The sequence below is a fragment of the Aliiroseovarius sp. Z3 genome, assembly GCF_029105185.1.
In the GTDB taxonomy this organism is placed as follows: Bacteria; Pseudomonadota; Alphaproteobacteria; order Rhodobacterales; family Rhodobacteraceae; genus Aliiroseovarius.
The window spans coordinates 85,318-104,510 of the sequence record NZ_JAFMZK010000009.1; the positions used below are offsets into that span (position 1 = coordinate 85,318).

At 58.6% G+C, this 19,193-nt stretch carries 18 protein-coding genes; 5 read left to right on the forward strand and 13 right to left on the reverse strand.

Translation table 11 applies throughout. From position 1 onward, the window contains the following. The first annotated feature begins 96 nt into the window (after window positions 1–96). Complete coding sequence (gene coaD / locus J3R80_RS15055; RefSeq protein WP_275394616.1) at window positions 97–588, forward strand: pantetheine-phosphate adenylyltransferase; 492 nt, start codon at window positions 97–99, stop codon at window positions 586–588. 108 nt (window positions 589–696) lie between these two features. Here the strand turns inward: coaD and J3R80_RS15060 are convergent, their stop codons facing one another. The 6 genes from J3R80_RS15060 to gap (J3R80_RS15085) form a co-directional block, all read right to left on the reverse strand. Beyond that, the gene (locus J3R80_RS15060) at window positions 697–4,080 is read right to left on the reverse strand and encodes an error-prone DNA polymerase (protein WP_275394617.1); all 3,384 of its coding nucleotides are present in this window, start codon (window positions 4,078–4,080) and stop codon (window positions 697–699) included. Beyond that, window positions 4,077–5,555 carry a DNA polymerase Y family protein gene (locus J3R80_RS15065; protein ID WP_275394618.1) on the reverse strand — a complete coding sequence of 493 codons (1,479 nt, stop codon included), beginning with the start codon at window positions 5,553–5,555 and terminating at the stop codon, window positions 4,077–4,079. Before J3R80_RS15065 ends, J3R80_RS15060 begins: the two co-directional genes overlap by 4 nt. Beyond that, window positions 5,497–6,051 carry a hypothetical protein gene (locus tag J3R80_RS15070; protein ID WP_275394619.1) on the reverse strand — a complete coding sequence of 185 codons (555 nt, stop codon included), beginning with the start codon at window positions 6,049–6,051 and terminating at the stop codon, window positions 5,497–5,499. The genes J3R80_RS15065 and J3R80_RS15070 overlap by 59 nt, the downstream gene beginning before the upstream one ends. Window positions 6,052–6,206: 155 nt before the next feature. Then, window positions 6,207–7,205 carry a type I glyceraldehyde-3-phosphate dehydrogenase gene (gene gap, locus J3R80_RS15075; RefSeq protein ID WP_275394620.1) on the reverse strand — a complete coding sequence of 333 codons (999 nt, stop codon included), beginning with the start codon at window positions 7,203–7,205 and terminating at the stop codon, window positions 6,207–6,209. 125 nt (window positions 7,206–7,330) lie between these two features. Then, window positions 7,331–7,474 carry a hypothetical protein gene (locus J3R80_RS15080; protein ID WP_275394621.1) on the reverse strand — a complete coding sequence of 48 codons (144 nt, stop codon included), beginning with the start codon at window positions 7,472–7,474 and terminating at the stop codon, window positions 7,331–7,333. Window positions 7,475–7,590: 116 nt separating this feature from the next. Continuing rightward, window positions 7,591–8,589, reverse strand: a complete 999-nt coding sequence (gene gap, locus J3R80_RS15085; protein WP_275394622.1) for a type I glyceraldehyde-3-phosphate dehydrogenase — start codon at window positions 8,587–8,589, stop codon at window positions 7,591–7,593. Window positions 8,590–8,837: 248 nt separating this feature from the next. On the opposite strand from gap (J3R80_RS15085), the gene J3R80_RS15090 reads away from it, so the two are divergent. After that, window positions 8,838–9,800, forward strand: coding sequence for a DUF808 domain-containing protein (locus J3R80_RS15090; RefSeq protein ID WP_275394623.1), 963 nt, complete (start codon window positions 8,838–8,840; stop codon window positions 9,798–9,800). Here the strand turns inward: J3R80_RS15090 and J3R80_RS15095 are convergent. Continuing rightward, entirely contained in the window at window positions 9,797–10,657 is an 861-nt protein-coding gene (locus J3R80_RS15095) for a DMT family transporter (RefSeq protein WP_275394624.1), read from the reverse strand. The two genes, J3R80_RS15090 and J3R80_RS15095, sit on opposite strands and share 4 nt — an antisense overlap. A 117-nt stretch (window positions 10,658–10,774) precedes the next feature. Then, on the reverse strand, window positions 10,775–12,799 hold the full coding sequence (gene tkt, locus J3R80_RS15100) for a transketolase (RefSeq protein ID WP_275394625.1): 2,025 nt from the start codon (window positions 12,797–12,799) through the stop codon (window positions 10,775–10,777). 241 nt (window positions 12,800–13,040) lie between these two features. Here tkt and J3R80_RS15105 point away from each other — a divergent pair, with 241 nt between their 5' ends. From J3R80_RS15105 to J3R80_RS15115, 3 genes are read left to right on the forward strand one after another with little or no spacing between them, the layout of a single operon-like run. Then, on the forward strand, window positions 13,041–13,562 hold the full coding sequence (locus J3R80_RS15105) for a hypothetical protein (protein ID WP_275394626.1): 522 nt from the start codon (window positions 13,041–13,043) through the stop codon (window positions 13,560–13,562). Then, the gene (locus tag J3R80_RS15110) at window positions 13,555–13,938 is read left to right on the forward strand and encodes a cell division protein ZapA (RefSeq protein ID WP_275394627.1); all 384 of its coding nucleotides are present in this window, start codon (window positions 13,555–13,557) and stop codon (window positions 13,936–13,938) included. The genes J3R80_RS15105 and J3R80_RS15110 overlap by 8 nt, the downstream gene beginning before the upstream one ends. Next, complete coding sequence (locus J3R80_RS15115; RefSeq protein WP_275394628.1) at window positions 13,895–14,290, forward strand: MliC family protein; 396 nt, start codon at window positions 13,895–13,897, stop codon at window positions 14,288–14,290. The genes J3R80_RS15110 and J3R80_RS15115 overlap by 44 nt, the downstream gene beginning before the upstream one ends. Window positions 14,291–14,296: 6 nt before the next feature. On the opposite strand, the gene grxD is transcribed toward J3R80_RS15115, so the two are convergent. From grxD to J3R80_RS15140, 5 genes are all read right to left on the reverse strand, one after another. Further along, window positions 14,297–14,659, reverse strand: a complete 363-nt coding sequence (grxD, locus tag J3R80_RS15120; RefSeq protein WP_275394629.1) for a Grx4 family monothiol glutaredoxin — start codon at window positions 14,657–14,659, stop codon at window positions 14,297–14,299. Window positions 14,660–14,706: 47 nt separating this feature from the next. Then, window positions 14,707–14,949, reverse strand: coding sequence for a BolA family transcriptional regulator (locus tag J3R80_RS15125; protein ID WP_275394630.1), 243 nt, complete (start codon window positions 14,947–14,949; stop codon window positions 14,707–14,709). Between the two features lie 60 nt (window positions 14,950–15,009). Next, window positions 15,010–15,546: a hypothetical protein gene (locus tag J3R80_RS15130; protein WP_275394631.1), complete on the reverse strand. Its 537-nt coding sequence runs from the start codon at window positions 15,544–15,546 to the stop codon at window positions 15,010–15,012. 3 nt (window positions 15,547–15,549) lie between these two features. Then, a complete protein-coding gene (gene purL, locus J3R80_RS15135; RefSeq protein ID WP_275394632.1) occupies window positions 15,550–17,709 on the reverse strand; it encodes a phosphoribosylformylglycinamidine synthase subunit PurL in 2,160 nt (719 codons plus the stop codon). Window positions 17,710–18,149: 440 nt separating this feature from the next. Then, the gene (locus tag J3R80_RS15140; protein ID WP_275394633.1) at window positions 18,150–19,043 is read right to left on the reverse strand and encodes a LysR family transcriptional regulator; all 894 of its coding nucleotides are present in this window, start codon (window positions 19,041–19,043) and stop codon (window positions 18,150–18,152) included. Between the last annotated feature and the right edge of the window lie 150 nt (window positions 19,044–19,193).

The window sequence follows — 19,193 nt, forward strand, 5'->3', positions numbered from 1 at the left end:
TTTGGACCAGCAGACAATGCCCTGTGCATTGCGTATCAGAACTTGCAATGCAGGGCGCGGTAAAATTGCGTGCCCGCATTGAAGAAAGGCCAGAACATGCGTGTCGGACTGTATCCCGGAACCTTCGATCCCATTACCTTGGGCCATACCGACATCATCCGTCGCGGGTGTGCTTTGGTGGACCGGCTGGTGATCGGGATTGCGATCAACACGGGGAAAAACCCGATGTTCTCGCTGGCAGAGCGGGTCGCGATGGTCGAGGCGGAATGCGCCAGGCTGACCGAGGAAACCGGCACAGAGATTGTTGCTCATCCGTTTGAGAATCTGTTGATTGATTGTGCCCATGATGTTGGCGCGCAGATCATCATTCGCGGCCTGCGGGCCGTGACTGATTTTGAGTATGAATATCAAATGGTTGGTATGAACCGCGCGATGGATGACAGCGTGGAAACCGTGTTCCTGATGGCCGAGGCGAAGTATCAGGCCATTGCTTCGAAGCTGGTGAAAGAAATTGCGCGACTTGGGGGGGATGTGTCGAAATTCGTGAACCCAAGTGTGAAGGATCAGTTGCTGGCCAAGATCGGATAGGCCGTGGTGTGGACGCATAACAGTGCGAGCCGGGCGGATATATCCTGATGTTTGAAATCTGCTTAGCGTCCGTATCGACGGATGCCGCATTCTTGTTAGATGATAGCTTCAATGGAAATCGCGGCTTGGAAAGAGGCGTTTTGCTTGGTCGCGGGGGTGCATGGCGCGGGAGGGATAGCGCGATTGCTTGGGGGTATCATCGGCGCGGGGGCCTTCGGTGGTCAGGGCTTCTGGCTCTGGGTGGCCCAGTTCGAAGAGCATATGCGACATATCCCGAATATCCTGCGCAATTAGGTGTACAACGATGCCTTCGCGTTGCAGATAGCCTGTAACACGCAAGAGCCGCGCCCCCATCACGATACGCCGAAAACGTTCATAGACAGTCCGCCAGACCACAATATTGCTGACGCCGGTTTCATCCTCAAGCGTCAGGAAAATCACGCCGGATGCCGTTCCGGGGCGCTGCCGGGTGATGACGAGGCCGCAGACGGTACAGCGCCCCAGAGCAACATCTTGCAAAGACGCATGTGTGACGAGGCCGGGAAGCGCAGGGCGCAGAAGTTCCATCGGATGGGCACGCAGGGTCAGGCGAGTGGAAACGTAATCTTCCACCACCTCTTCGCCCAATTGCATGATTGGCAGGGCGACCTGTGGTTCGTGGATGTTCTCCCCGTCAATCGGATCATTGAACAGGGGCAAGGGTTTGGGGCTCTGGATGGCCTTGATCCGCCACAGCGCGTCGCGGCGCGTGAGTCCCATATCAGAGAACGCGTCAGCCTCGGCCAGCCGCGTCAACACATCCGGGCGCAGGCCCGCACGAAGCCACAGCGCCTCTGGGTCAGGGTAGCCATTGCCTCGGGCTGCTATTATCCAGTCGGCATCTTCTTCTTTGAAACCTTTGATTTGGCGAAAGCCGAGTCTCAGCGCCAAAGCACCATCAGAGCGGCGTTCCAGCGTGTTGTCCCATTCGGAATGGTTGACGCATATGGGCCGTGTCTCGACCCCGTGCTCACGCACATCTCGCACGATCTGGGCCGGAGCATAAAACCCCATAGGTTGGGAATTCAGCAAGGCGCAGGCAAAAATCGCTGGGTGGTGGCATTTCAGCCAGGCCGACACATAGGCCAACATGGCAAAGGCGGCGGCATGGCTTTCGGGGAAGCCGTAATCGGCAAAGCCTTCGATCTGGCCGAAACAACGCTCGGCCACCTCGGGGGGATATCCGTTCTTCAACATGCCAGCGATGAACTTGTCCCGATATTTGCCAATGGTTCCCATGCGCCGGAAAGAGGCAAGGGAACGGCGCAGGTGGTCAGCCTCTTCCGCGGTAAAGCCGGCACCCACAACCGCAATTCGCAGGGCCTGCTCTTGAAAGAGAGGTACGCCTAGTGTGCGCGCGGTGACCTCTTCCAGGGCGGGGCCGAAGGGTTCGGGTTTTTCCAGCCCTTGCCTGCGCTTGATATAGGGCTGCACCATGCCGCCCTGAATGGGGCCGGGGCGCACGATGGCGACCTCGATTACCAGATCATAGAATTTGCGCGGACGCATGCGGGGCAGGAAATTCATCTGTGCACGGCTTTCCACCTGAAACACCCCAATCGCATCGGCGCGACACAGCATGTCATAGGTCGGGGTGTCGCCCTGCGGGATCGAGGCGATGGTGTGCGCCAGCCCCTCGTGATGGTCCATCAGCTCAAAGGCTTTGCGGATGCAACTGAGCATCCCCAGCCCCAATACATCCACCTTGAGGATTCCCAAGGCGTCGATGTCGTCCTTGTCCCAACAGATCACGGTGCGATCTTCCATCGCGGCGTTCTCGATAGGGGCAAGCTCATCAAGCCGTCCACGGGTAATGACAAAACCGCCCACATGCTGCGAGAGGTGGCGCGGAAAGCCGATGATTTCACCAATCAAACGGATGGTCTGCATCAGGCGGCGGTCATTCGGGTCAAGGCCAAGCTCGCGGATGCGGTCCAGATCCACGCCCCCATTGGTCATGCCCCATATCTGGCTGGACAGTCCGGCGGTCACATCCTGACTAAGCCCCATGGCCTTGCCCACTTCGCGGATGGCGGCACGTGTGCGAAAGTGGATTACCGTGGCACAGAGCCCGGCGCGGTGACGGCCGTATTTCTCATAAATCCACTGGATCACCTCTTCGCGCCGTTCGTGTTCGAAATCCACGTCGATATCCGGCGGCTCACCCCGATGCTTTGAGATAAAGCGCTCAAAGACCATTGCGATCATATCGGGGCTGACATCGGTGATACCCAAGAGATAACAGAGGATCGAATTGGCGGCAGATCCGCGTCCCTGACATAAAATGCCCTTCGATTTCGCGAATTGCACAATGTCATGCACGGTCAGGAAATAGGCGGGGAAGTTCAGCTCCTTCACCACGGCCAGTTCTTTTTGCATTAGCTCAAGCGCCCTGTCGGGCGGCCCATCGGGATAGCGGCGTTTCAGGCCCTCTTGTGCAAGACGTTCCAGCCGGGCCTGCGGGGTTTCCCCTTCCGTTTCCTCATGCGGGTATTCATAGGACAGTTCGCTCAGATCAAAACTGCACTTGTCGGCAATCTCCAATGTCCGCCGCAGCGCAGCCGGGTGATTTCGAAAGAGGCGCGTCATGTCGGCCCCGGCCTTCAGGCGGCGTTCCCCATTGGGCAGCGCACGGGTGCCGATCTGATCAATGGTGATATGTTCGCGCATACAGGTCAGCACATCTGCAAGCTGCCTGCGGTTGGCCCGGTGCATCAGTACATCTCCAACGGCGACCATCGGGGCCGAGGTTTTTTTCGCCGCCTGTGCACATGTATTCAGATAGGCTTCGTCGCTTCCGTCGTAACACGGAGCGGCGCCCAGAAAGACATGGTTGGGGAAATTCTGCCGTAGTCTTCGAATGTCGGGTATGGCCTTGCTTAAACACACCTGCGGCAGGGCGATCAGGATCATGCCTTTGCAGGCAGCCATCATATCTTTGGTGTAAAGAATACACTCGCCCTTTTCCGCCCGGCGCTTGCCCAGGGTCAGAAGGCGCGTCAGGCGTTTATAGGCGGCCCGGTCGCGCGGCAGGGCGATCCAGTCGACTGGGCTGTCCTGCAGTACCAACCGACACCCGACAATGAGCTTTGGAAGCGACATGTTGCTTGGCTTGGCAATCGGAGCGTTGCGGCCAACCTCTTGCCGAGATGAAGAATCGATACGTTGCTGCGAGCGTATCTGCACGGTTTCCTGCATTTCGTGCTGCAATTCCTTCAAGGCAGACCAGGCCCGCACCACCCCCGCAAGCGAATTGCGATCTGTAATCGCCATGGCGGACAGGCCCAGCTCTGCGGCGCGCACCACCAATTCTTCGGGGTGGGAGGCCCCCGTCAGAAAGGTGAAGTTCGTGGTGATGCAAAGCTCGGCATAATCCTGCCCCTGCATTCGGCTGTCCAGCATATCCCGACGAAGGGCTTCGACCGGGCGATGGGTGCGATTAACCTCGATCATGCGAATTCCCCCTGCACAAACCAACCGGGATTTTGCGGTGTATAAAACAGCCAGAGCCGCCGCCCCTCACGCGTTTCCACCCGCCAATAATCGCGCAAACCAGATCGCCAGTTTTCGTCTTCCAGCCACCATTCGGGGGCAATGCGTTCAGGCCCGATGGTGCGAGCGCAGGTCAAGGCCATGCGCCGCCAACGAAATCGTGTGGGTGGGCGCGCATCTGCCCCCGCAATCGGCTCTGGTGGGAACAGGCAGATCGGGCGCGGCTGCGCGCTGACCCAACCACTCGCCGGGTCTGAATAGGCCGCAGGTGCCACGATAAAACTACGTTCCGGGATATGGCTGTCAGCGGGTAGGAACCGTTGGATGTTCTCCAGCCCGATCCGTGTGCCAAGACGCGAGATCAGGTCATCCAGCTTGTCTTTTCCGCCACCCGAGACATGGCTGATCTGTTGCGCCGGCAGGGTTTCCACCCATGTTGCCTCTAACCGCAACTGATCAATACCGAACCCTGCATCAACCTCGCTCAGCCCCCGTTCGAAGAGCGGCAAAATGCGCTGTGGGTCGCGCAGAGGGCGGGCCAGCTGCAGCTCAACCCGTTGGCACCCCTGATCCACCCGGCGCAGGGTGATGCACAGGTTCCGTGCGCCCACTTCCTGCGTTCTCAATTTCGCACAGAGCTGGACAAGAAGCCGCTCGGCCCCTGCCATCACATCCGACAGCAGGCCGATCGGTTCTGGCAGTGTCATCCGCACCGCATAATGTGGTGGGTCGGCATAGGGGGAAATCTCTTCGGGCTGCGTGCCCAAAGCCTGATCCAATCGCAGCAAAAGACCGGGGCCAAACCGGCGGGTCAGCGGTGCGCGCGCAGTTTGTGCCAGATCGCCAATTGTGTGCAGCCCTAACCGTCGCAACGTGATCGACATGCGATCGTCAATTCGCAATGCCGCAACAGGCAAAGACTTTAGGGCAGGGAGTGCATCACCACCCGGGGCAACCCCCTCGCCATAATGCGCCAAAGCCCAAGCCGCCCCACGCGTATCCGCAAGACCGATTTGTGCCGATAACCCGGCACGCATCAGACCCATGCGCATGTCTGCCAGCATGGCCTCTTCGCCACCAAACAGATGCGCTGACCCGGTGATATCCATCACCAGACCATCCTCGCCCTCAAGCCCAACCCATGGGCAGTAACGTGTCGCCCAGCGACGTAGCGTATGCAAGAAGCGCCGATCCTGCTCGGGTTGCGCCATTCGGCTTTGCAGGCTTGGACAAAAGGCACGAGCATCAGCATAAGGCATACCCTGATGCAAACCTTGTTGCGCGGCGGCAGCATTCAGACAATAAATCCGGTTGGCATTTTGCTGTTTCAGCGTCAGGGCAAAGGGCCCTTCAACCGGGTGCAGGCGCAAAGCCCGGTCACTTGCGAGCCGGGGAAACCATAGTGATACGACGCGACGCTGTATCCCATCGAACATGCCAGACACCTAATGTTCCTGATTTGTTCTTAATAAGCTCCCACTTCTGTAAAGTCGAGTCTTTGGGGTCGAACACAGGGGTACAGCGCCACCGCGTTTCCGCCGCATTGCTGCCCATTCCTTCGGGAATAATGGCCAATCCCGTGGACATTCCATCCCGCGCCGCCAATTGCAGCCGCCGTCCTTCTGTCAGGCCCAAGGGCTGGTTAAGAGACATGACAACCAGAGACACAGCGCCAGATCGCAGGGCCTCTTCGGCAACCGCAAGCGTTTCTGTGTGTTTCCCTGTGTTACAGACCGTTAGTACCGAGGGCTCCACGAAATCTACAAAACCTGTTGGGTTGATCTGAGTGCTATCCCAATTCTCGCGAACCCACATCGTATAGCCAGCCAATCGCGCCGCAAGCGCGAAGGCAAACACATATGCGCCCGCCCCACAAACCTCATGTGTGCGGGATGCGGTGGGAGGGAAGAATGGAACCTCGGCATGCTGCATGGGTAATATGTAGCGAGAAACACCGGGGCCAAACAACACCGGATCTTAGCGCGCGCCGCAGCGAAAGCGCGCTTTGTCCCGCGCAACCAATGGCGCCTGCGCAAAAAAAAAGCCGGGAGCGATGTCCCGGCTTCTTAGCAGTTGCGCGCAGCGCCTCACAGATGCTTGGCCATCTCGGCCGCTGTATCCAACATGCGACAGCTGAAGCCCCATTCGTTGTCATACCAGGTAAGCACGCGCACCATGTTGCCACCGAGTACCTTGGTTTGGTCCAGTGCGAAACTTGAAGAGTGGGGGTCATGGTTGAAGTCGCTTGAGACCAGCGGGCGGTCGACCACGCCGAGCACCCCCTTCAGCGGGCCATTGGCTGCGGCGATGATGGCCGCATTGACCTCGTCCACTGTTGTCTCGCGCGCTGCCTCGAACGTCAGGTCCACGCAGGAGACGTTGGGGGTGGGTACGCGGATTGCGACGCCGTCCAGTTTGCCCGCCAGTTCGGGCAGGACAAGCCCCACGGCGCGGGCGGCCCCGGTGGTGGTGGGGATCATGCTAAGGGCGGCTGCACGGGCGCGATAGAAATCCTTGTGCATTGTATCCAGTGTTGGCTGGTCGCCGGTATAGCTGTGGATGGTCGTCATGAAGCCCTTGTTGATGCCGATGGCGTCTTGCAGAACTTTGGCAACCGGTGACAGGCAGTTGGTCGTGCACGAGGCATTGGACACATGCACATCTGCCGAGGTCAGCGTGTCGTGGTTCACCCCAAAAGCGATGGTTTTGTCCGCACCCTTGGACGGGGCTGAAACCAGAACGCGGCTGGCACCGTTTTCAAGGTGGACCTTGGCTTTATCGCCGGTGAAGATACCCGTGCACTCCAGCACGATGTCCACGTCGCCCCAGGGCAGCTCGGCGGGATTGCGGATTGCGGTGACACGGATTGGGCCGCGCCCGGCGTCGATGGTGTCGTCGGTGAATGTCACCTCGTTCGGGAAGCGGCCATGCACACTGTCGAACTGAAGCAGGTGGGCGTTCATTTCGACCGGGCCAAGGTCGTTGATTGCCACGACGTCGATGTCATCGCGACCAGTTTCATGCAGGGCGCGCAGCACCAGTCGTCCGATCCGTCCAAATCCGTTGATGGCCACTTTGACTGTCATGTTCTTCATCCTTGCATGCGGCGGGCGCGCCGACGGTCCGGCGCAGCTGACCTGAATATGTGAGCGCTAACATCAACATTTCAGCCAAAAGGTCAAGAGAAGATCACTTGCCGCGCGGATGGTGATCAGCGCCAGAAGGCGATCCATTCGGTAAATTCGAGGAATTTTCTGGATAGAAACAACAGGGTGCGACCGTCTGCAAGCAGAAGATCAGCACCGATCAAACCCACGATCAAAATACCAAGGGTCAGTGCGATCTGGTTTGTCAAAGTTTGCTCCTGCCTGTTTGGGCACATTGTTGCAATGGCATCGGGGTAGGGGCAAGGGCAAAAGAAAACCCCGCCTCATGACTGGGCGGGGTTCCGAATTTCATATGATGAGGTGACTAGAATGAGCCCATTTTCACCGCGACATCGGCCATGCGGGTCGAGAAGCCCCATTCGTTGTCATACCAGCCCATCACGCGCACGGTGCGTCCGCCCACGACCTTGGTTTGGTCCGGTGCGAAGATCGAGCTTTGTTCGGTGTGGTTGAAGTCGATCGAGACCTTGGGTTCGGGGTCATAGCCCAGCACCCGCGACATGGTACCTTCTGCGGCGGCGCGCACAATCTCGTTCACTTCTTCGACCGAGGTATCGCGCCCGGCTTCGAACGTCAGATCAATGGCGGATACGTTCGGGGTGGGCACGCGCATGGCGGTTCCGTCCAGCTTGCCTGCGAGTTCCGGCATAACCTCGCCCAAGGCTTTGGCGGCACCGGTCGAGGTTGGGATGATCGCCATGGCGGCGGCGCGGGCGCGGTAAAGGTCGCTGTGGCGGCGGTCCAGCGTTGGCTGGTCGCCAGTATAGGAATGGATCGTGGTCATGATCCCACGCTCGATCCCCAGAGCCTCGTGCAGCACCTTGGCCAGCGGAGCCAGCCCGTTCGTCGTGCACGACCCGTTCGAGACCATATTGTGATGGGCCTGAAGCTCTTTGTCGTTCACGCCCAGAACGATGGTTTTCTGCACGTTCTTCGCGGGGGCCGAGATCAGAACCTTGCGGGCACCCTGTTCGATGTGGCGTTTGGCTTTCTCGCCGTCGTTGAAGTTGCCGGTGCATTCCAGCACGACATCGCAACCGGTCCAGTCCAGCGCGCCCATGTCATAGGTGGACATCATCTGCATCGGGCCACGGCCCACATCCATGGTTTTATCGCCCAGCGTGATCTGGTTCGGGAACCGGCCATGGATGCTGTCGTATTTCAGCAGGTGTGCCGCGGTTTCCAGCGGGCCGGTTGCGTTGACTTTGACCACGTTGATGTCGTTGCGACCCGATGCGGCGATCTGTGCCAGGGTGCAGCGGCCGATACGGCCAAATCCATTGATACCCACTGTGACGGTCATGCGTCTTCCCCTCAGGTTTTGGCCCGATGGCCACGAAACTTTCCGCTGATATAGCGACCGATGCGCATTGGCCCAACCCGCAAAACGCGTTTGACACCAGCTTGTTAGCGAAAACATGGCCAGCGATCCGGTCGTTAGCGCAAACGACATGCGCCAACAGTCCTGATGATCGCTTCGGCGCGCAAATGCTTCACGCCGTGCGCGAAAGCCATTATTGTCGCGATCAACACAAGCACAGGGGCAGGTTCATGAGTGGTTTGATTGCGCTGTTGGATGACGTGGCGGGCATTGCGAAAATCGCGGCGGCGTCGGTCGATGACGTGGCCGGGCAGGCGGCCAAGGCAGGGGCAAAGGCGGCGGGCGCCGTGATTGACGATGCCGCAGTCACGCCGAAATATGTTCAGGGGTTCGAAGCCAAGCGCGAGCTGCCGATCATCGGGCGGATTGCTTGGGGGTCGATCAAGAACAAGCTGATCATTCTTCTGCCAATCGGTTTGCTGTTGTCATCCTTCGCTCCCTGGGTGATCCCTCCGCTTCTGATGCTGGGCGGGGCCTATCTGTGTTTTGAAGGCGCCGAAAAGGTCTGGCATGTGTTGTTCCCGCACGAAGAAACGTGGGACCATGCCGAGCATGATATCGGCGATCCGGCCCATCTTGAGCAGGAAAAGGTCGCAGGTGCGATCAAGACCGATTTTATCCTGTCCGCCGAGATCATGACCATATCGCTTGCCGCCATACCCGAAAGCAACATCTGGATGGAGGCCGCGACCCTGGCCGTCGTTGCCGTCGGAATCACGGTCGTCGTCTATGGCTCGGTGGCCTTGATCGTCAAAATGGATGATCTGGGATTGTTCATGGCTCAACGCGGTCGGCTGTCGACCACCCGCGCCTTCGGGCGTGGCATCGTCAACGCCATGCCCGGCTTTCTGAAACTCTTGATGATCATTGGAACGGCCGCGATGATCTGGGTCGGCGGCTCGATCATCATTCACGGGCTGCACGAGTTGGGGGTGCATCAACCCTATCAGATCATCCACGATATCGCGGTGGCGGCGGCACAGGCCGTGCCCAGCATGCCCGGATTTGTCGAATGGGCGGTGACGGCCACGCTTGACGGCATTGTCGGGCTGGCGCTGGGGGTGATGATCATTCCGCTTGCGACCCGCGTGATCGGACCGATTTGGCAAGCGGTGTTCAAGGGAAAGGCTTAAGCTGCGGGCCGGCTGCGCGCCAGTAGAAACAGACCACTGGACACGATGACCATCCCGCCAATCAGCGTCCACTGATCGGGGCGTTCGCCAAACACGGCGATGCCAAGGACAAGCGCAAACAGCAGACGGGAATAGCGGAACGGGGTCACGACCGAGACCTCTCCGGTCCGCATCGCGCGCGTCAGTGCAGAATAGGCGAACACGCCGACGATGGTGGCCAGCGCCACAAAGGCCAGACTGGCCGCGCTGGGAGCTGTGAAACCGCCCGAAAACGCCAGCAGGGTGCCTCCTGCCATGGTTAGCACGATGAAACCTGCCACACCCAGTTGTGCCGACGACATCGACACGGGGCTTGCCCGCGTCGCAAGATCGCGCCCGGCGAAGCCGATCATCCCCAAGACCGCAAAGATGGACAAGGGATCAAAGCTGTCCAGCCCCGGTTGCAGGATCATCAGCACGCCGACGAAGCCCGCGAAGATAGCCATCCAGCGACGCCAACCCACCTGTTCGCCGAACACAAACACAGCCCCCAATGCGACCACCAATGGCGTCGCCTGCAAGATTGCCGACGCGCTGGACAAAGGGGTCAGGGCAATGGCGAGCGCATAAAACAGCCTGCCCGAAATCTCGAACCCTGACCGGATGATCAGGACTTTGCCCAGAAACGCCGGATGAAAAACAGGGGCGCCCTGAGCCTTCGCCAGCCCGGCAAAGACCAAGGTGCCTGCCACGCCGAACATCAACACGGCCTGACCGATTGGGATGTCGCGGGCCGCAGCCTTCAAGGCCATATCTTCAAGCGCGAACGCTGCCATTGCGAGCACCATGAACAGTGCGCCGCGTAAATTGTCGGTCATGAAAGGCCCCTTTTGTCGCGCAATGCGGCCAAGGTGTCAGAAATTCGTCTGCCTGCAACAGAAAACGCCCCGACAGGCGGTGCTGACGGGGCGTTGTCGTTTTAAGTGAGGGCGGTGTTAACCCAACAGATCTTTCGCTTTCGCCACGACGTTATCGGCGGTGATGCCGAATTTCTCGAACAAAACACCTGCCGGGGCTGAAGCGCCGAAGCTGTCCATCCCCACGAAGGCGGCTTTTGCTTCGCGCCCACGTTCGCCCAGCAGCCAGCGATCCCATCCGCCGTCGCGAACGGCAGCCTCAACGCCAACACGCACCGGGCCTGCGGGCAGGACCTTGCGGCGATAGGCTTCGTCCTGCTCGGCAAACAGCTCCATGCAGGGCATGGAGACAACGCGCGTGCCGATGCCCTGGGCTTCAAGCGCGGAGCGGGCTTCCATCGCCAGCGACACTTCCGACCCAGTGGCGATCAGGATCACCTGACGTTTCCCTGCCTCGGCATCCGCCAGCACATAAGCGCCCTGAGCGGTCAGGTTCTTCTGCTTATACTCGGTGCGCACGGTCGGCAGGTTCTGACGGGTCAGCACCAGCGTCGACGGTGTCTCTTTCGCTGACAGCGCCAGTTCCCAGGCCTCTGCCGTTTCTACCGTATCCGCAGGGCGGAACGTATAGCTGTTGGGCGTGGCGCGGCAGATGGCCAGATGCTCGACCGGCTGGTGGGTCGGGCCGTCCTCGCCAACCCCGATACTGTCGTGGGTCATCACGAAGACGGTCGGGATCTTCATCAGCGACGCCAAACGCATGGCCGGGCGTGCATAGTCGGTGAAGCAGAAGAACGTGCCGCCATAGGGGCGCATACCGCCATGCAAGGTCATGCCGTTCATAGCGGCAGCCATGCCGTGTTCGCGAATGCCCCAATAAATGTAACGTCCCTTGCGATTGTCCGTGTCAAACACGCCAAGATCGCCAGTCTTGGTGTTGTTGGATCCGGTCAGGTCGGCGGACCCGCCCACGGTTTCCGGCATCACCGGGTTAATCACCTCAAGCGCCATTTCAGACGACTTGCGGGTGGCCACCGCGGGTTGGCTTTCGGCGACCTGACGTTTCAGGGCGCGCACGACGCCGCCCAGCTTCTTGGGCACATCCAGCGCGTAGGCGCGGTTGAACTCGGCCTGTTTGCGCTCGCTGATCGAGGCAAAGCGGGCTTCCCATTCTGCGCGGGCTTCGGCCCCTTTGGACCCGATGGATTCCCACGCGGCTTTAACATCATCTTCGACCTGGAAGTCGCCGATTGGCGCGCCATAGGCCTCTTTCGCGGCTTTCAATTGTTCTGCATCCGTCAGCGCGCCGTGGCCTTTCGAGGTGTCCTGCGCGGCGTGACCCAACGCGATATGCGTCTTGCACGCGATCATCGACGGCTTGTTGGTTGACTTGGCTTTGGCAATCGCCGCGTCGATCTGTTCGGGATCGTGGCCATCGATTTCCTGCACGTGCCAGCCTGCTGCTTTGAAGCGCATGACCTGATTGGTGCGGTCAGACAGTGAGACCTTGCCGTCAATGGTGATGTCGTTGTTGTCCCAGAACACAATCAGTTTGCTCAGTTGGTGACGTCCGGCCAGACCGATGGCTTCGTGGCTGATACCTTCCATCAGGCACCCGTCACCGGCGATCACATAAGTGTAGTGATCGACGATCTTCTTACCGAACCGCGCGCGTTGAATTTCCTCGGCCATGGCGAAGCCGACCGCGTTGGCAATGCCCTGGCCCAGCGGGCCAGTGGTCGTTTCGACGCCCGAGACGTGACCGTATTCCGGGTGACCGGCAGTAATCGCGCCCCATTGGCGAAAATCCTTGATCTGCTGAAGCGTGACATCTTCATACCCAGTCAGGTGCAACAGCGAATAGATCAGCATCGAGCCGTGGCCGGCTGACAAGATGAACCGGTCGCGGTCTGCCCAACGCGGGGCGGAGGCGTCGAATTTCAGGTGGTTTTCAAAAAGCACCGTTGCCACATCGGCCATGCCCATCGGCATTCCAGAGTGACCCGAGTTCGCGGCGGCAACCGCATCCAGCGTCAGCGAACGGATCGCAGTGGCTTTTTTCCAATGATCGGGGTGACTTTTGCGAAGCGTAGCGATGTCCAACGGTCAACATCCTTTGACAAAGTTGAGGTTGGACCCCTGATAGCAGTCATTTGCCAAGGGTCAAGCCAAGCTGCATGTTGCAGGCCAAGTGTTTGGAAAAGAACGAGGGGGCGCATTTTGGGGTTGGGTCGGCTAAGATCGCCATACCAACACACATCGCCGATTCGCTCGCATCTCTTGCGTTGTCAGCTCGGCAGGCATGTGACAAGATTGGGTAAACAATACTGGTTCAGGGCAGAACATGACCGATATTTCCGAATTGGAAACCCGAATTACCACCGCACTTGAACGGATAAGCAGCGGTCTGGCTGCGCTGTCCAATCAGCCAGGCAGTTCGGATGAAGATATTGCGCAACTGAAGGCGCTGTTGGAAGAAGAACGGACGGCGAATAGCCAATTGTCTGAGCGGGTGAAAGCTCTGCAACAAAACCGCGCTGACGAGGTGGACAAGCTGCAGGGCGAACTTGGTCGTCTGACCGCTCAGCTTGAGACGGACGAAGTGGTTTTGTCCAAGATGCGGCAGGTGAACGCCGATCTGCGTGCCAACAACGATGCGTTGCGCAAGGCGATTGCTGACGGTGGTGTGACCGCCGAATTGGTAAATGACGCGATCGCTGCCGAGTTGGAAGGTTTGCGTGTCGCGCAATCCGCCGATCGTGCCGAGCTGGATGCCGTTCTGGGCGAACTCGGGCAGTTGATCAACGACAACAGCAGCGGTGCACAAACGCATTCGTCAACCGGGCGGGAGGGTGCCGATGCCTGATATCAATATCACCATTGGAAGTCGCAATTTCGATGTGGCCTGTCAGGAAGGCGAAGAACATTTCCTGCTTGCTGCGGCCAAGATGCTGGACAACGAGGCATCGGTTCTTGTGAGCCAGATGAGCAATCTGACCGAGAGCCGTATGTTGTTGATGGCTGGCTTGATGCTGGCCGACAAGACGGCGGGAATGGAAGACAAGGTCAAACTGGCCGACAAGAAGGTCGCGGACCTTGAAGCGCAGCTTTATGCAGCGCAAAACGCAGCCCCACAGAAGGTCGAAGTTCCCGTGATTCCTGATGCAGTGACCGACACACTGGCCGAAATTGCGGCCCGTGCCGAAGCTGTCGCGGCGGAAATCGAAGAACGTGCTTCTTAGGGTTTCGTTGACGCGTGGTGGCGTCACTCTTGTGCTGCCTCTTTTGGCCTTGATGTCCGAAGCTGCATCCGCAGCCCCGTCGATCCAGACCATTCCGTATGAATGTGAACGCGGCGCGGTTGTGTGGGCGACCTATGTCAACGCAGCCGACGGATCATTTGCCGTGGTGCAAACAGAAGGGCAGCAGGTGGCCACGACGAACGTGCCGTCAGGTTCGGGGGCCAAATATGCGCAGGCCCCCAATGGGGCTGGCTATGTCTGGTGGACCAAGGGCGACGAAGCGTTTCTGGCGTGGGAGGATGTCCCAAATGGCACAGATGAAACGCTTTTGTCGCAATGTCAGGCGAAGTAAGCGGGCCTAGCCGTTCGCTTCGCGGATCTTGTCGGCAGCGTCTTTGTCATAGGCGACACCGTTTTCATCAAACAGCGTGTCAAGCTCACCCGACAAGGTCATTTCAGTGATGATGTCACAGCCGCCCACGAATTCGCCTTTGACATAAAGCTGCGGGATGGTCGGCCAGTCGGAATAATCCTTGATGCCTTGGCGGATTTCTTCGTCCGCCAGCACGTTCACATCGGCGAAGTTAACGCCCATGAAGTTCAGAACACCGGCAACGCGCGAGGAAAACCCGCATTGCGGCATTTCTTTCGTGCCTTTCATGTAAAGCACAACATCGTTGGCTTTGACGGTTTCGTCGATACGGGTTTTTGCGTCGGTCATGTCATTTCCTTGATATCAATTATCGGGCCGGGCATCTCCGGGCGTGTCTAATCAGGCACTTTGGTCGTCAGTGCCAGCGCGTGTAACTCGCCCTGACTGCCGGCCATCTTGTCCTTCAGCGCGGCATAGACGGCGCGTTGTTGTTGCACACGGTTTTGGCCGCGAAAGCTCTCGTCCACCACCTCGGCGGCATAGTGGTTTCCGTCACCCGCCAGATCGGTGATGGTGATGCTTGCGTCCGGGAATGCCTCGCGGATGAGGGCTTCGATTTCGGAAGCTTCCATGGCCATGGTCAGAACCTCGTTTCTGTTTCATTGCAATCTATGGTCGGGACCGGGGGGCCGCAAGGGCTAGCGACGTGTTGCGGCATCACGAAAACTGGACAAGACAGCGCGGGCGTCGGACAGAAGGCCGCCCATTTCGGCCTGTGCCAATGTATCGGCGGTCCATGCCGTTTGGGGTAAAAGACGGTCCAGCATGTCCCGCCGTGCTGTTTCCTGAGAGGGTGACAGCGGAAGATTTTCGGCCACGCGAAACAGTTCGATCATATCGCAGATCGCGCGCATTCGGCGGTATGCTTCGGCGATCGCTTCAAGCGTCTCGCGGTCCTTGCGCCACCGTTTGCGCGGAAAGATATGCTGCATCACATAGGGGCCAGCCCCTTTGCAATCGAACCGTGCGCAGCCCGGAAAGCCCTGATCTTCCAACGTTTCATGGATGCGGCACAGGTTATCGGACCCAAGATGGCGGCAGGGGGCAAGAGCGCGCTTGTCGAACGCGAAGTCGTCACCGGCATCAAAGCCCGGTGCCACGCAACACAGCCCGGCACAGGCGGCGCAGTCCGCCACCAGTGCCGACAAGTCTTGCGGGTCAGGGGTGGTCGCCATCAATCAACGATGTGCTTGATCAAATCCGGTGCGGAAGATTTCGGCCAGTTCTGCAAGCGGAGCTTCCGAACCACCCATTTTGACCGTGTCCCCGGTAAAGCGACCAACCGACGCGATGGGGATGCCGTGCTTGCCTGCTTCGATCATCAGTGCTTCGGCCTGATCAAAATTGCAGGCAACAAGATAACGCGCCTGATCTTCGCCAAACAGGGTGGGCGTGTCGGACGCGTCAAGGATGACCCCCACGCCACCCGCTTCGGCCATCTCGAACGCAGCCATGGCAAGTCCGCCGTCAGACACGTCGGAACAGGCTTTTATCAGTTCACGATTCGCACGAATGAAATCGCCGTGCTTCTTTTCGGCGGCAAGGTCCACATGCGGCGCGTCGCCGTCTTCACGATTGAACACCTCGGCCAGCAAGGCAGATTGGCCCAGGTGCCCTGCAGTCTCACCCACAACCATCGCGACATGACCATCACGGGCCACGCCGCCGATCATGTCGTCAAGGCTCTCCAGAAGCCCGACAGCGCCGATGGTTGGCGTGGGCAGGATACCTTGCCCGTCTGTTTCGTTATAAAGCGACACGTTGCCCGACACGATGGGCATGTCCAGCGCGGCAACGGCTTCGCCGATGCCTTTGATGGCCCCGACGAACTGGCCCATGATTTCAGGCTTCTCGGGGTTGCCGAAGTTCAGGTTGTCGGTGGTTGCCAGTGGCTTGGCCCCAACGGCGGTCAGGTTGCGATAGGTTTCCGCCACCGCCTGCTTGCCGCCTTCGAATGGGTTGGCCTGCACATAACGCGGCGTCACGTCCGAGGTGAAGGCAATGGCCTTGTCGGTGCCGTGCACACGCACGATACCCGCACCCAGTCCGGGTGCGCGCACCGTGTCGGCCATGACCATATGGTCATATTGTTCATAGACCCACTGTTTCGCGGCGTAGTTGGGCGACCCGATCAGAGCCCGCAACCCGTCAATCGGATCAATCTCGGGGACGTCGGACAGGGGATCAGCGGCGGGGGTTTCGATCCAGGGGCGGTCATACTCAGGCGCGCGACCCGAGAGGGGCGACAGCGGCAGGTCGGCTTTCACTTCGCCATTGTGCATGATCAGGAAGCGATCTTCGGCAAGGGTTTCACCGACAATTGCGAAGTCCAGATCCCACTTTTCGAACACCGCGCGGGCTTCAGCCTCTTTTTCCGGTTTCAGCACCATGAGCATCCGCTCCTGGCTTTCGGACAGCATCATTTCATAGGCTGTCATGTTATCTTCGCGCTGGGGCACGTCTTCAAGGTTCAGCTTTACGCCCAAACCACCTTTGTCGCCCATTTCAACGGCGGAACAAGTCAGGCCAGCCGCCCCCATATCCTGAATCGAAATCACGGCGCCGGTTTGCATCAGCTCCAGCGTGGCTTCCATCAGGCGCTTTTCGGTGAAGGGATCGCCAACTTGCACGGTGGGGCGTTTGTCTTCGATCGTGTCGTCGAACTCGGCCGAGGCCATGGTGGCGCCGCCCACGCCGTCACGGCCTGTCTTGGCGCCCAGATAGACGACGGGCATCCCGACGCCGCTTGCCGCCGAATAGAAAATCTTGTCGGTGTCAGCCAACCCGGCCGCAAAGGCGTTCACAAGGCAGTTGCCGTTATAGGCCGGGTGGAACCGGACCTCGCCGCCCACATTGGGCACGCCGAAGCAGTTGCCATATCCGCCGATACCTTCGACCACGCCGTTCACAAGCTGCTTGGTCTTGGGGTGATCAACCTCACCAAAAGAAAGCGAGTTCATGGCTGCAATCGGCCGCGCGCCCATGGTGAAGACGTCGCGCAGAATGCCGCCAACACCGGTCGCGGCCCCTTGATAGGGTTCGATGTAAGACGGGTGGTTGTGGCTTTCCATTTTGAAGACCACGGCCTGACCATCGCCAATATCGACGATGCCAGCGTTTTCACCGGGACCACAGATCACTTGCGGGCCTTCGGTGGGCAGGGTGCGCAGCCATTTCTTGGAGGATTTATAGGAACAATGTTCGTTCCACATTGCCGAGAAGATACCAAGCTCGGTGAATGTCGGCTCGCGGCCAATGATTTCGAGGAGCAGGTCGTATTCATCAGGCTTCAGCCCATGCGCTGCAATCAGGTCCTCGGTGATCTTCGGCTCGGTCATGCCCGTTTCCCCCTTAGGCTTTGGTTGGCGCCTTTTATGCGATGCGTGCGTGATGGGAAAGAGCAAACGCATTGGTGGCAAAGGCCCAAACAGGCGTTTGCGAAAAAAAAGGCCGGGCAAAGCCCGGCCAAGTCCAACAGGGAGGTAAAAACCGACTAGAGCAAAGCTCAACCATCGGCTTTGAGTAAGAATTAGGTTTCTCATGGGTGCGGATCAAGGGAAATTGCTGCATTGCAGCTATGCAAGGGATGCATAGCCGCGTGGGGAAAATGGGACGCAATCGCGAATAGGTAGAGTTGGGCCGTGATATTCCCTGACTTTAGAGCAGGTTAAGGAAATTGTTGGGTCGACATTGGCATACAATGCAGTATGGCCGCAAATTTCGGGTGTTGCGAAAATACACCATTCATCTGGCTGGGGGCGTGCTATCGGCAAGAAAGCTAGTCCTGTCGACCTTTGCGATGTTCGATCAGCTCTTCCACAACAAAGTCCCGGAAGGCTTCGATCCGCTTGGAGGATCGCAGTTCTTCGGGATAGGCAAGGAAAACGGGAATCTCTTTGCTTTCAACATCGGGAAGCACCCGTTGCACACCCGGTATGTCTTGCGTGACATAATCCGGCAGCATCCCGATGCCGAGATTGTGCAGCACTGCCTGAAGCACACCGAAGTAATTGTTTACGGTCAGCAAGGACTTAACGTCATAGGTCAGCAACTCCCGCGCAAGATCTGCGCCCGCCCGGACTTGCGCCGAGGAGGTGTTTTGACAAATCAAACGGTGTTCAGACAGGTCTTCCAGCGTTTCGGGCGTTCCGTTCTCTTCAAGATATGCAGGCGTTGCATACAGCCGCATATGCACATCCATCAGGCGCTTGCGGATCAGATCGGCCTGGCTTGGTTCTTTCATCCGAATCGCGACATCAGCCTCGCGCATGGGCAGGTCGAGCACGTGTTCTTCCAACATCAGGTCGATTTTCAGGTCGGGATACTTTTCATAAAGTTTTGGCAGGCGCGGGGCCAGCCACAACGATCCGAAGGCGGTCGTGGTCGTGACGCGCAGTTCGCCGAACACTTCTTCCTTGCTGTCGCGAATGCGCGCGACCGCGGCTTCGATTCGCTGGTTGATGGCGCGGGATGCGTCAAACAACAACTCGCCTTGTTCGGTAAGAATCAGTCCACGCGCATGCCGATGAAAAAGCGTGGCATTCAGGCTTTCTTCCAGCGCCCGGATCTGGCGAGACACAGCCGATTGCGACAGGTGCAGCGCATCACCGGCATGGGTCAGCGACCCGGCATCCGCCACCGCGTGAAATATTCTGAGCTTGTCCCAATCCATCCTGAAAGAACCACAATTTGTTAGCGCCTAAAACTTACACAGTGTTATCATCAGAAACGTTATGATTTCCAGCACGGATTGTGATGCAAAATGATTTGATAGGTCATAAGTTTTGACCTATAATTCCTCCAATCCAGTGAAGACTATAAC

Bases quoted from the DNA above. Each gene is read 5' to 3' on its own strand.
- J3R80_RS15095 (WP_275394624.1), bottom strand. From the start codon at position 10,657: ATGACCGACAATTTACGCGGCGCACTGTTCATGGTGCTCGCAATGGCA.
- J3R80_RS15070 (WP_275394619.1), bottom strand. From the start codon at position 6,051: ATGCAGCATGCCGAGGTTCCATTCTTCCCTCCCACCGCATCCCGCACA.
- grxD (WP_275394629.1), bottom strand. From the start codon at position 14,659: ATGACCGACGCAAAAACCCGTATCGACGAAACCGTCAAAGCCAACGAT.
- J3R80_RS15140 (WP_275394633.1), bottom strand. From the start codon at position 19,043: ATGGATTGGGACAAGCTCAGAATATTTCACGCGGTGGCGGATGCCGGG.
- J3R80_RS15110 (WP_275394627.1), top strand. From the start codon at position 13,555: ATGCCTGATATCAATATCACCATTGGAAGTCGCAATTTCGATGTGGCC.
- purL (WP_275394632.1), bottom strand. From the start codon at position 17,709: ATGACCGAGCCGAAGATCACCGAGGACCTGATTGCAGCGCATGGGCTG.
- J3R80_RS15065 (WP_275394618.1), bottom strand. From the start codon at position 5,555: ATGTTCGATGGGATACAGCGTCGCGTCGTATCACTATGGTTTCCCCGG.
- gap (WP_275394622.1), bottom strand. From the start codon at position 8,589: ATGACCGTCACAGTGGGTATCAATGGATTTGGCCGTATCGGCCGCTGC.
- coaD (WP_275394616.1), top strand. From the start codon at position 97: ATGCGTGTCGGACTGTATCCCGGAACCTTCGATCCCATTACCTTGGGC.
- J3R80_RS15105 (WP_275394626.1), top strand. From the start codon at position 13,041: ATGACCGATATTTCCGAATTGGAAACCCGAATTACCACCGCACTTGAA.
- J3R80_RS15125 (WP_275394630.1), bottom strand. From the start codon at position 14,949: ATGGCCATGGAAGCTTCCGAAATCGAAGCCCTCATCCGCGAGGCATTC.
- J3R80_RS15060 (WP_275394617.1), bottom strand. From the start codon at position 4,080: ATGATCGAGGTTAATCGCACCCATCGCCCGGTCGAAGCCCTTCGTCGG.
- gap (WP_275394620.1), bottom strand. From the start codon at position 7,205: ATGACAGTCAAAGTGGCCATCAACGGATTTGGACGGATCGGACGACTG.
- J3R80_RS15090 (WP_275394623.1), top strand. From the start codon at position 8,838: ATGAGTGGTTTGATTGCGCTGTTGGATGACGTGGCGGGCATTGCGAAA.
- J3R80_RS15130 (WP_275394631.1), bottom strand. From the start codon at position 15,546: ATGGCGACCACCCCTGACCCGCAAGACTTGTCGGCACTGGTGGCGGAC.